15 protein-coding genes are annotated in these 11,182 nt (G+C 68.6%); 7 read left to right on the forward strand and 8 right to left on the reverse strand.

Features of this window, described 5'->3' with window-relative positions:
• Positions 1-280 precede the first annotated feature (280 nt).
• From ABSF49_RS07255 to ABSF49_RS07270, 4 genes are all read right to left on the reverse strand, one after another.
• Positions 281-532: a hypothetical protein gene (locus ABSF49_RS07255; protein ID WP_424111967.1), complete on the reverse strand. Its 252-nt coding sequence runs from the start codon at positions 530-532 to the stop codon at positions 281-283.
• A gap of 400 nt (positions 533-932) precedes the next feature.
• Entirely contained in the window at positions 933-1,271 is a 339-nt protein-coding gene (locus tag ABSF49_RS07260) for a hypothetical protein (RefSeq protein WP_424111968.1), read from the reverse strand.
• Between the two features lie 388 nt (positions 1,272-1,659).
• Positions 1,660-2,367, reverse strand: a complete 708-nt coding sequence (locus ABSF49_RS07265; RefSeq protein WP_424111969.1) for a pirin family protein — start codon at positions 2,365-2,367, stop codon at positions 1,660-1,662.
• Positions 2,368-2,448: 81 nt separating this feature from the next.
• Positions 2,449-2,919 carry a DoxX family protein gene (locus ABSF49_RS07270; protein WP_424111970.1) on the reverse strand — a complete coding sequence of 157 codons (471 nt, stop codon included), beginning with the start codon at positions 2,917-2,919 and terminating at the stop codon, positions 2,449-2,451.
• Positions 2,920-3,145: 226 nt separating this feature from the next.
• On the opposite strand from ABSF49_RS07270, the gene ABSF49_RS07275 reads away from it, so the two are divergent.
• Positions 3,146-3,634 (forward strand): DUF1036 domain-containing protein, encoded by a 489-nt coding sequence (locus ABSF49_RS07275; protein ID WP_424111971.1) that lies wholly within the window; start codon positions 3,146-3,148, stop codon positions 3,632-3,634.
• Between the two features lie 21 nt (positions 3,635-3,655).
• On the opposite strand, the gene ABSF49_RS07280 is transcribed toward ABSF49_RS07275, so the two are convergent.
• Positions 3,656-4,066: a hypothetical protein gene (locus tag ABSF49_RS07280; protein WP_424111972.1), complete on the reverse strand. Its 411-nt coding sequence runs from the start codon at positions 4,064-4,066 to the stop codon at positions 3,656-3,658.
• Positions 4,067-4,348: 282 nt separating this feature from the next.
• On the opposite strand from ABSF49_RS07280, the gene ABSF49_RS07285 reads away from it, so the two are divergent.
• The 4 genes from ABSF49_RS07285 (at position 4,349) to ABSF49_RS07300 (ending at position 7,740) form a co-directional block, all read left to right on the forward strand.
• On the forward strand, positions 4,349-5,851 hold the full coding sequence (locus tag ABSF49_RS07285; RefSeq protein ID WP_424111973.1) for a sensor histidine kinase: 1,503 nt from the start codon (positions 4,349-4,351) through the stop codon (positions 5,849-5,851).
• A 6-nt stretch (positions 5,852-5,857) separates the two neighbouring features.
• Complete coding sequence (gene fixJ / locus ABSF49_RS07290; protein WP_424111974.1) at positions 5,858-6,472, forward strand: response regulator FixJ; 615 nt, start codon at positions 5,858-5,860, stop codon at positions 6,470-6,472.
• A 100-nt stretch (positions 6,473-6,572) separates the two neighbouring features.
• On the forward strand, positions 6,573-6,950 hold the full coding sequence (locus ABSF49_RS07295; RefSeq protein WP_424111975.1) for a response regulator transcription factor: 378 nt from the start codon (positions 6,573-6,575) through the stop codon (positions 6,948-6,950).
• 100 nt (positions 6,951-7,050) lie between these two features.
• The gene (locus ABSF49_RS07300; protein WP_424111976.1) at positions 7,051-7,740 is read left to right on the forward strand and encodes a helix-turn-helix domain-containing protein; all 690 of its coding nucleotides are present in this window, start codon (positions 7,051-7,053) and stop codon (positions 7,738-7,740) included.
• 10 nt (positions 7,741-7,750) lie between these two features.
• Here the strand turns inward: ABSF49_RS07300 and ABSF49_RS07305 are convergent, their stop codons facing one another.
• Entirely contained in the window at positions 7,751-8,647 is an 897-nt protein-coding gene (locus ABSF49_RS07305) for a DMT family transporter (protein WP_424111977.1), read from the reverse strand.
• A gap of 254 nt (positions 8,648-8,901) precedes the next feature.
• On the opposite strand from ABSF49_RS07305, the gene ABSF49_RS07310 reads away from it, so the two are divergent.
• Positions 8,902-9,129, forward strand: a complete 228-nt coding sequence (locus tag ABSF49_RS07310; RefSeq protein WP_424111978.1) for a hypothetical protein — start codon at positions 8,902-8,904, stop codon at positions 9,127-9,129.
• Positions 9,130-9,142: 13 nt separating this feature from the next.
• On the opposite strand, the gene ABSF49_RS07315 is transcribed toward ABSF49_RS07310, so the two are convergent.
• A complete protein-coding gene (locus tag ABSF49_RS07315; RefSeq protein WP_424111979.1) occupies positions 9,143-9,706 on the reverse strand; it encodes a Spy/CpxP family protein refolding chaperone in 564 nt (187 codons plus the stop codon).
• A 154-nt stretch (positions 9,707-9,860) separates the two neighbouring features.
• On the opposite strand from ABSF49_RS07315, the gene ABSF49_RS07320 reads away from it, so the two are divergent.
• Positions 9,861-10,637, forward strand: a complete 777-nt coding sequence (locus tag ABSF49_RS07320) for an HpcH/HpaI aldolase family protein (protein WP_424111980.1) — start codon at positions 9,861-9,863, stop codon at positions 10,635-10,637.
• A gap of 35 nt (positions 10,638-10,672) precedes the next feature.
• Here the strand turns inward: ABSF49_RS07320 and ABSF49_RS07325 are convergent.
• The coding region (locus ABSF49_RS07325) for a sensor histidine kinase (RefSeq protein WP_424111981.1) at positions 10,673-11,182 on the reverse strand (510 nt) is incomplete at its 5' end.

Raw genomic sequence — 11,182 nt, forward strand, 5'->3', positions numbered from 1 at the left:
CCACCCTTTTGAGTCACCCACCAGGACGAGGAACGCGATAATCTGTATCACCTCGTTCAGGTTCCATTGCACCGGGTAGACGCCAAACTGCCTGAAGATTTTCGCCGCAAAATAGGCGCAGGGAGTCACGGCCATAACGGCGACAAACGCCCAGTTCAGCCCTTTTCTCATCGTCGCATCGATCGAGCTGTACTGCTACGCATACCGAGCTCGTGTTGAGGTGCGACCCTCGTCAACCTCTTATGTTCTGCTGGTCACAACACGTAATCCATACGAACCGCTACCCCGCCAACAGCCCGCTATCGACCTCGCCGACCGTCTTCAAGATCACTGCGTCGGCGAAGTCGCCGAGGGCCGGGTCGCCGGTGCGCGAGAAGGCGATGGCGCCGCAATGGCCCTCCGTCGTCGCCAAAGCGTCGGCCATGCGGATCGCCTGGCTTGAACTGCGCGCCTCTTTCGGCTCGCAGGCGACGATGTCGCCGTCCTCGGAACGGGTGAAGGCGAGCGCGACGTAATAGGTCGTCGAGGCCATTCGAACCTCCCTGTCATCCGCCGCCGACCTGTCGATGGATCGGCGGTTCGAACATGACAATTATGCTCCGATTTCCGCAGGCGGCTCCCATCAGCCGCGACTCCCGAAGCGAGAGCGGAAAGTTCGGTCCCCGCGGGCAAACCAGCGTGTCGAGATCGAGCGGCTTGCGATCGAGGCGCCGCCGCATCGCCTTCACGCCTTCGCGGCAGCCGAGCATGCGCGGCATGGGCGCCTTCCAGCCGAGGCGCCGCGCCATGCTTGGGGTCTCGACCTCCATGGGAACATAGAGGGAACATCGGCGTCTTTTGTCAAGCCTCGCGGACGGATAAGTCCCGCACGTTCGGGGCGTCGAGCGACGCGCGCAGGCAGGAAAGCCCAGAGAGAACGCGTGAGCGGCGCTCTACTGCCTCGTCAGCGCGGCGGTCGTGTCGCCCTGCGAACTGTGCAACGTCGCGTGTGCCGTCGTCTTGCCGGTCTTTGTCAGCGTAACGGTGATCCCATTGCTGATGTAAATCACTCGTTTCGGGGTCACTTTGCTCTTTGCCACCTGCGTCGAGGCGCCTTGGAATTCGTAGCTTACGACCCGATTCCCGGCGATCGTTATCGACGTGGGATCCCTGCCGCCCCACGACCCGCTCCATGTGCCGTCCCAGGAACTTTTCGGCGCGGCTTGCAAGGAACTCGCGAAAAGAAGCGACAGCGGGATTGAGGCAAACGCCATGCGACGATTGATTTTCATAAGTGCCTCCACAGCGCGCAATTCTGAGCCGACATCCGCCCGATGGCCGCCGCTTCAAGCCCAATCTCCGGCGGTTTCGGGCGCCTGGCAAGTCCCGACCGCCCTGCGAACCGCCGCCGACTCGTCGGGGGATGTTTGGCGCCGCCGCCGGCGTCGTCCCGCCCCAGCTTGGATTGGCGACGGCGCCAACTCGAGACGAGGCGCATTTAGCCCAGCCGGCCTTTCCCTGTTGTCGCCAGCAACCGGCGGGGGGAGCTCCCGCCGCGGCGCGTCGAGACGAATTTCAATCGCTTAGCGCGTCGCAGTCGCAATCCTTTCCTTGCCGCCATCTCCCCGAATGAATTGGCGGGGCGAGCAACGCGGATGAAGCGCGCCGCCGCCCGCCTCCTCACTCCGCCATATCGAACAGCAGCGCTTCCGTCCCTTCCGCGCGCGCGGCGATCGTCACTTGGTCGGCGGCCTCGATCGCGACGCCGTCGCCGGCGGAGACGGCGGCGCCGTTGACGGTCGCGCCGCCCTCGACGATCTGCGCCCAGGCGAGGCGGCCGGGTCTTAGCGCGTGGGTCACGCTTTGGCCCGCTTCGAGCCGCGTCGCGTAGAGCTCGGCGTCGACGCGAACCTCAAGCGAGCCGTCGCGTCCGTCGGGCGAGGCGACAAGCCGCAGCTTGCCGGCCTTCTCCGCCGTCGGGAACGCCTTCTGCTGGTAGCGCGGCGCCAGACCGTCCGCGTCCGGCATCAGCCAGATCTGCAGGAAATGCACCGGGTCGCTGGCCGAGTCGTTGTACTCGGAATGGCGCACGCCGCTCCCCGCCGACATGACCTGCACGTCGCCAGGGCGGATCACCGAGCCGTTGCCCATGCTGTCCTTGTGGCGCAGCGCGCCGGAGATCACGGTGGAGATGATCTCCATGTCGCGATGGCCGTGGGTCGGGAAGCCGGCGGACGGCTGGACGCGGTCTTCGTTGATGACGCGCAGCGGGCCGAAGCCCATATGCCGCTGGTCGTAATAGTCGGCGAACGAGAAGGTGTGACGGCTGTCGAGCCAGCCATGCTCAGCATGGCCGCGCTCCGCCGAAGGTCTGACGACGATGGACATGGCGAAGCCTCCAAATGAAGAACGGGCGCTCAGCGCCCGTTCGATCTCACAGTCGAAGTCGAATTCAGATTCGATTCGGATTCAGATTTCGCGGCCGATCAGCGCGTCGAGCGAGTAGCGTCCGCCGCCGCGGAATACGAAGGCGAGCGCGACCAGACCCCACATCAGCGGGTATTCGAGACCGCCCGTCATCCAGAAATAGCCGATCGGCAAATGAACGAAGATCACCGCCACCGCCATCAGGCCGAACACCAGCGCCGCGGCGACGCGGGTGAGGAAGCCGGCGGCGAGCGCGAGGCCGCCGAAGACCTCGATGAGGCCGGCAAGCAGCGCGAACGACGCCGGCAGGCCGAGCTTGGCGGCGAAGAACTGGCCGGTGGCGTCGACGCCGTAACCGCCGAACCAGCCAAACAGCTTCTGCGCGCCGTGCGGCATCAGCATCAGGCCGGCGGCGACGCGCACCAGCGGTTCAGCGAAAGGGGACAGCGCCTGTTCGAGCGCGCCGACGCTCGGGATGAGCGGCTTTGCGGGAGAGGGCGAGACGAGCGACATGGTCGGATCCTTGCGATGAGGGCCACGCGGCGCCGTCGCGGCGCCCGCTGGCCTTCATTTGGATTTGCGCGGCCTCGGCGACAATCGATCGCCCGGGCACAAGACTATTGCGAGATCGGCAACAAAGCGGCGCGCCGGCGCAGCAGGGCGCTTGCCGCGAACAGGCGGCGCGCCAATACTGAGGCGGCGAACACAGCCTCGGCGCGAAAGCCGGGAAGGAGGAGCCATGGGCAGGTTGGCGGCATTCGCCCTCGTCGCGGTCGGCCTGGGGGCGACGACCGGCGCGCGGGCGGAAATCCAGTTCTGCAACAAATTCCCGCAGAAGGTTTACGTCGCGATCGCCTATCCGCAGGCGGATCAGAGCTGGATCTCGCGCGGCTGGCTCGAGATCGACACCGGCGACTGCGCCGAGTTCGACTCGGCTCTGCATCCGAGCGCGGTCTATTACCGCGGCGAGAGCGTGCCCTATCGCAATGCGTCGGGCGCGTCGGTCACGCGTGTGTGGAGCAGTTCAGGGCGCCAATTCGCGATCTGGGAGAAGGATAACTTCCATTACTGGAATGCGCAGGAGCGGGTGCTGAATTCGACCCTGGCCGACTTCTCGCTGCTCGCCGACGGGCTCGCATCGGACGCCTCCGTGACCGTCACCTTCGAGGAGGACGGCATTCACACCACGACCTCGGTGCAGGCGCCGCATTCGCACACGTCGAACTGAGGCTCGCGCGAGGGCTGGTTCTTACTCGACCGGTTGGATCGGCTGGCCGTCGGAGCCGATCCGCCCGAGCGGTTCGCCGTTGCGCCGCCACAGGATGGCGCGCGCCTTGACCTTCAATCCCTCGAGGCTGACTGCGCGGGCCGTCTCGATCCGCGCCGCGAGCCGTTCGGTGGCCGCGCGGGCGCGGCGGGCGGCGAAGCGCGCTTCCGCCGTGTCGTTGCGCTTCAACGCGATCAGCGTCCCGACTTCCTTCGCCCAGGCCCGCTCGAATGCGCGGCCCTGCTCGAGCAGCGCGGCGTCGAGCGCGCGCGGCGGGGCCATGACCGCGCTGGGCGCGTAACGCCGTCGTCGCGCCTCGAGCCGCTCCACGCGGCCGAACAACGTCCCAAGGTCGAAATAACGCGGTTCGCGGATACGCAGGCTGTAAGACAACCCTTCGTCGCCGCTGAAACAAGCTGAGACATTCGTCAAGACAATCACCCGCAATTCTCAAGCCGAGTGAATCTGCGCGCGGTATTACGCAGTGTCAACTCTATTATTCTGGAAGAATTTGTTAACCAGAACGCTCGTCCAAACGCGACGACTCGATTCAACTTAAATTGTAAATGTTCGGCGCCGCGAGTCTTTGCAGCGCCGCATTCTTCCTCTAAAGCGTCGGATTGCGACATTTCGTCGCAAGACGGGCGCGGTCGGCGCCGGGAGGACCGGAGCGGAATGGAACGCGGCGCAGGCCCCGAGACGCCCTCCGCGCCTGCAGCGGACTTTGCCTCGGCGATCGCCGGCGGGCCGGGCTTCGGCCCGATCGTCGTCGATCCGGCGACGGGCGCGGCCGTGTGGTCGCAGCCCGCTCGCACGCTGTTTGGCCTCGATCCGCTTTCGCCCGCTGACGCGGTTCGGCTCTCCGAACTGGTCGATCCCGAGGATCGCCCCGCGGTCGAGCGGGAACTCGCGCGCTGCGCTGCGGCCGGCGACGACCTCGACGTTGCGTTCCGCGTCCGGCGCAACGGACAGCCGCATTGGCTGCGCCTGCTCGCCGCGTCGGCCGGCGCCGGCGCGTCGCGGCGCCTCTCCGGCGGCGTGCTCGACATCGACTCGCAGATGCGCGCCGAGGAGGCGCTGCGCAGCCGCGAGGAACACCTGCGCTCGATCCTCGAGACCGTCCCCGACGCGATGATCGTCATCGATGCGACCGGAACGATCCAGCTGTTCAGCCGCGCCGCCGAGCGGATGTTCGGCCTCTCCCAGGACCAGGCGATCGGCCAGAACGTGCGCGTGTTGATGCCGGAGCCAGACAGCGGCCGCCACGATTCCTATCTCGCCCGCTACCGCGCCGAAGGCGAGCCGCGCATCATCGGCATCGGCCGCATCGTCGCCGGCCGGCGCGCCGACGGTTCGACCTTCCCGATGCATCTTTCGGTCGGCGAGGCGAAGTGGGGCGAGCGCAGTTATTTCACCGGTTTCGTGCGCGACCTCACCGAGCAGCAGCGCACCCAGACGAGCCTCGAGCAGATGCAGGCCGAACTCACCCACGTCTCGCGCCTGAGCGCGATGGGCGAGATGGCCTCCGCGCTCGCCCACGAACTCAATCAGCCGCTCGCGGCGATCAGCAACTACATGAAGGGCTCGCGGCGGCTGCTCGTCGACAGCCCCGACCCCAACGCCGGCAAGATCGAGACCGCGCTCGACCGCGCCGCCGACCAGGCGATCCGGGCCGGCCAGATCATCCGCCGCCTGCGCGACTTCGTGCTGCGCGGCGAGTCCGAGCGGCGCATCGAGAGCGTCGCCAAGCTGGTCGAGGAGGCGGCGGCGCTGGGATTGGTCGGCTCGCGCGAACAGGGCTTGCAGCTGAGATTGGCGCTCGACCCGACCTGCGACCGCGTCGTCGCCGATCGCGTCCAGATCCAGCAGGTGCTGGTCAACCTGATGCGCAACGCGATGGAGGCGATGGCCGAGTCGCCGCGACGCGAGCTTGTCGTGTCGAGCGGCCCGGTCGCCGACGGCCTGGTCGAGATCGTCGTCGCCGACACCGGCCAGGGCCTGCCGGAGGCGGTGCGCGCCAATCTGTTCCAACCGTTCTTCACCACCAAGGAGGCCGGAATGGGTGTCGGGCTGTCGATCAGCCGAACCATCATCGAGTCGCACGGCGGCAAATTGTCCGCGGAAGCCAATCCCGCGGGCGGCGCGACGTTCCGCCTGACCCTGCCGGCGGCGGGTTAAGTGGCCATGGCGTCGCAACCCGAATTGGCCGTGTTCGTCGTCGACGACGACGACGCGATGCGCGACTCGCTCGATTTCCTGCTGTCGAGCGCCGGCTGTGCGGTGCGCACGTTCGAAACGGCCGAGCGCCTGCTCGAGGCCTTGAGCGACGGCAATTGCGGCTGCGTCGTCAGCGACGTGCGCATGCCCGGCATCGACGGGCTCGAGCTGCTCAGGCGGATCAAGGCGACGCGCCCCAACCTGCCGGTGGTGATCATCACCGGTCATGGCGACGTGCCGCTCGCCGTCGAAGCGATGAAGCTCGGCGCCGCCGATTTCGTCGAGAAGCCGTTCGACGACGAGCGCCTGCTCGGCGTCGTCCAGGCCGCGCTCGCCGGCGCGCCGCGTGAAGCCGACCCCGCCAATGAGATCGGCGTTCGCGTCGCCTCTTTGAGCCCGCGCGAGCGTCAGGTGCTCGACGGACTGGTCGCCGGCCTGTCCAACAAGGCGATCGCCCGCACCCACGACATCAGCCCGCGCACCGTCGAAGTCTACCGCGCCAACCTGATGGCCAAGATGCAGGCGGGGAGCCTATCCGACCTCGTTCGCATGGCGATGCGGGCCGGTCTCTTGAGAGATTGAGTTGCGTCAAGCTCGTCCATCCTGGTCCGCGCTATCGGTCAGCGGTCGTCGGCAACGGCCCAGCGAGGCTGGGCGCGCGGCGGCGTTGGCGGACGGGCAAGTGCGACAGGCAACCATTTTCGTCGTCGAAGACGATCAGGACGTTCTGGTCTCGCTGCGGTTTTTGCTGGAAACCGAGGGCTTCAACGTTCGCACCTTCGCCAGCGGACCGGCGTTGCTCGCCGAAGGCCTGCCGGGGCCCGGCGACTGTCTGGTGGTCGACTACAAGATGGCCGAAATGGACGGCTTCGAGCTGATCGAGCGGCTGCGCAGCCAAAGGGTCTCGGCGCCGGTCGTGCTGGTGACCGCCTATCCTGGCCCGGCCGTCAGCGCGCGGGCGGAATCTTCTGGCGTGCGCCACATCGTCCTCAAGCCGCATATCGAAGACAGCCTGATCGGCCACGTGCGGGCGGCGATGCGCGAGGCGCACCCCAGCTGAGGGGCGCCTCCGGGAAAGCCCTTAGGGCTTCACCCCAAATTTCCTGGTCCCGACGACGCCCCTAGATTGCAGGTGTCGCCCGTATCCAGGAGATGGCCCGATGCTCAACCAGTCGCATGCTTCCGCGCCCGTTCGTCAGTATTGGGGTCAGCCGCTCCCGGGCGACGCCGCCAACAGCGCGCTGCTCTCCGGCCACCCCGAGCTCATCGCCACCGAATTCACTTACGGCCGCGACGAATGCATTTTCGGCGAGGGCGAGCCGTCCGAGTACGTCTACCAGGTCGTGCGCGGCGCGGTTCGCAGCTATCGTCTGCTCAGCGACGGGCGTCGCCAGATCGGCGCCTTTCACCTCGCCGGCGACATTTTCGGTCTCGAATCCGACGCCAACCATCGCCTGACCGCCGAAGCGATCGTCGAAACCACGGTGCGGATGGTCAAACGCCGCAGCCTCGAATCGGCGGCCAAGAGCGACGTCGTCGTCGCCTGCAAGCTGTGGGCGATGACCGCCGGCGAGCTGCGCCACGCCGAAGACCACATGCTGCTTCTCGGGCGCAAGACCGCGGCGCAGCGCGTCGCCACTTTCCTGCTCGAGATGGATAAGCGTCTGGCGGTCACTGGCCAGTTCGCCCTGCCGATGTCGCGTTGCGACATCGCCGACTACCTCGGCCTGACGCTGGAGACCGTTTCGCGCACCGTGTCGCAGTTCAACGACGAGGGCGTGCTGGCGCTCGCCGGCGCCCGCCATATCCGTCTGCGCGACCGCGCCCGCCTCGCGGCGATGGACGCCTGAAAGCCGCCTGCTAGCGCGGCGGCGGCGCGCCGCCGGCGCCGGCCAGCGCCATCGCTACGACCGCGGCGAGGATCGTCGCGCCGCCGATCAGCGTCGTCGCCGCCGGCGTCTCGCCGAACAGCAACCACACCCAGATCGGGCCGAAGATCGTCTCGGTCTGCGCCAGCATCGTCTGGCCGACCGCCGGCACCGCCGGCGCGCCGCGCAGGAACAGCATGAATCCGAATCCGATCAGCAGGAATCCGGCGGCGAAGCCCGACAGCGCCTCGAGCGGCGGCGGCGCCAGCGTAGCGCCCTTGCCGAGGCAGACTGCGGCGGAGACCGCCGCGCACAGGGCGCCGTAGCCGATCATCGCCGGGCCGAAGTCGCGCCGCGGGGCGAGTCGGGTGCAGACGCTGACGGTCGCAAAGCTCACCGCGCAGGCGAGCCCCCACAGATCGCCGGCCAGCCGCCCAGCCTCGAAACCGCCGCTGAGGATGATCGCCAGCCCACAAAAGCCGAGCGCCACCGCGCCGATCTGGCGCGCGTTGAGGCGCTCGCCGAGAATCACGAAACCGAGCAGAGCGGAGAGCAGCGGCGCGCAGGACGAGAGGAACAGCGCGGTGGCGACGCTGGTCATTTTGAGCGCGACGATGAAGCCGATCGCCGCGAGACTGAGCGCCGCCGTCGTCACCAGTCCGAGCGCGTCCAGCCTGCGCAGCGCCGCGAAGGGCGAACGTCGGCCGCCGATCAGCCAGAACGCGACGGCGACGCCGAGGCCGCGGTAAACGAGGAATTGCCAGGAATCGAGGTGCGGCGCCAACCGCACGAACACCCCGGTGAAGCTCCAGCACAAGCCTCCAGCCAATACGCTGAGGGCGCTGGCGAGGAAACGGGTCTGCGCCGCCGTCGCGGTCGCCTGCGCCATCGTCAGCGCCCGATCGCGCTCGCCGAGCGCCGAACGCGCGCGACCGAACGGATCGCGCCGCGCGCGACAACGACAGACGCCGACATGCCAAGTTTTCCATCCGGCGCCCGAGGGGAGGGCGCGTCCATCGGTCAACTTGCGTCAACTGCGGTCTGCGCACAACGCCGCTTGCGGTATCGGGCGCCGCGTCCGATCAACGCGGCCGGTCGCCTCGCGCAAAGCGCGTTTGCACGAACCTGCTTGTCCTCAAGCTGGTGGTCACGCGCGCGGCGGTGGTCGCCGCCAGCCCTGCCGGCCGGCGCTGGGACCTGGCGATCGGCGATTGGATCGTCGGCTTGCCGCCGACCTCGGGTCCGGTCGCGGCAGTTCTCGCCGCCGAACGGAGGCCCGAATTCGCCGCGCAGGCGAGCGCCGGCTCGATCGCCGGCGTCGTCGCGCCGCGTGTTCAGGCGGCGACGCTGAAATTGGCGCGCGCCGCCTGAAACGGTTCTGGGATCAGTCTTCCTCGGTATCGCCGGGGCGATGACCGTCGGGGCCCATTCCGTGCGGCCCGTCGCCGCCGTGCGGGCCCATCATCATGCCGCCGGGTCCCATCGTCATGCCGCGATGCGGACCGTGTTCGATCAATGTCGCCATCAGCGGGCCGAAATGGCGCCGCTGGCCGTCGTCGAGGCTGTCGTAGAGGGGCTTCGCCGCGTCGGCGATCGCCTTGATCTCGGTCGAGGCCTTGGCGAGATGGTCGGCCATCGCGTCCATGCGCTCGATCGGCGTGGGGCGCTCGTCGCCGCGCCCGGCGTCGCGCATCGCCCGCATCGCGTCGCGACGCGCCTGGGCGGCGTCGCGCACCGAGGCTTCGAACGCCGCCCAGTTCTTTTCCTGGTCGGGCGTCAGCTTCAGCGCCGCCTTCATGCCGGCGAGATGCGCGTCGAGCATGAACCCGCCCGCTTCGCGCGCGTCGCCGGGCGGCGGCGGGTCGCCTGGAGCGGCGGCGGCGCCAAGCGCGAGGGCCGAGCCGCCCAGAGCCGCGACGGCGAGGGCGGCGACGACAAATTTCTTCATGGTGGAGCCTTTCCGGTGGGAACAGACGCGGGAAGGCTCCGCTCCGTCGGGATTAAACTCAAGTTACAAGCAATTCACCCGCCCGCGGCGTGGTCGATTGACGCGCGGGCGCGCCTGTCCGAAAAGCGCGCGGCGCGTGGATAAGGAATCGGCGATGAGCGACGGCGGCGTGATCGGCAAATTGGCTCGCGGATTGGCGGAACGCCGCGACGTGCTCTCGGCCTGGGTCGGCGTCAACGACGCCGCGGTCGCCGAGGCCTTGGCGCGCGAAAGCTTCGACGCGGTGACGCTCGACTTGCAGCATGGCGGCGTCGACTTCGTCGGCGCGTCGCAGGCGATCCTCGCCGTGGCGCTCGCCGGCAAACCGACGATCGCGCGCGTTCCGGTCGGCGATTTCGCGCTCGCCAGCCGGCTCGTCGACGCCGGCGCGGCGGCGGTGATCGCGCCGATGATCGACGATGCGGCGACGGCGCGCCGCTTCGCCGAGCACGTGAAGTTCCCGCCGCTCGGCCAGCGCTCGTGGGGGCCGCGCGCCGCCCAGGCGCTCAGCGGCTTCGTCGGCCCCGCCTATCTGCACGGCGCCAACGCCGTCACGCTGGCGATCGCGATGATCGAGACCCGCGAAGCGCTCGCTTCTCTCGACGCGATCCTGGCGAGCCCGGGAATCGACGGCGTGTTCGTCGGCCCCAACGATCTGTCGATCGCGCTCCATCGCGGCGGCGCCATCGATCCTGACGGCGCGGAGGTCGATCGCGCCCTCACCGAGGTCGCCACGCGCGCCGCCGCGCACGGCAAGTTCGCGGGGCTGTACTGCCACGACGGTCGAAGCGCCAAGGCCGCCTTCGCGCGCGGCTTCGCGCTGCGCTCGGTGTCGTCCGACCTCAATCTGTTGCGCGCCGCCGCGCGGGCCGAGCTCGCCGCGGCGCGCTGACAATTCCGCTCGCCGCACCTTGTGACGAACGCGCCCTAGGCGGGAGCTTTCAGCCGCTTCGGCGGGGCGGCGCCGATGTCGCGCGCCGCTTCGTCGGAGTCGAACGCCAGGCTTTCGCCGCGCAGCACGAAGCGGGCGCCGGGGGCGTTGTCCTCGACCGTCAGGCGGAAGCCGTGCAGCTTGGCGACGGCGGCGACGATGCTCAAGCCCAGCCCGTATCCCGGGGCCGCGCCGTCGCGCGCGCCACGATAGAAGCGACGGAAGATGTCCTCCCGGTCTTGTGGCGGCACGCCGCAGCCGCTGTCGCTCACCGCGACCGTCGCTCGGCCGTCCGCCGCCTCGGCGGCGATCAGCACGCGCCCGCCTTTCGGCGTGAACTTGATCGCGTTGTCGACCAGGTTCGAGATCGCTTCGCGCAGCAGGTCCTCGTCGCCGCGCACCAGCGTCGGCCGCGGCGCCGCGATGGCGATGGCGACGCCTTTGCTCTGCGCCAGCGGCTCGTAGAACTCGAACAGGCCGGCGCAGATCGCCGAAAGGTCGACCGG

Source organism: Roseiarcus sp. (assembly GCF_049514155.1).
Classification (GTDB): Bacteria; Pseudomonadota; Alphaproteobacteria; order Rhizobiales; family Beijerinckiaceae; genus Roseiarcus.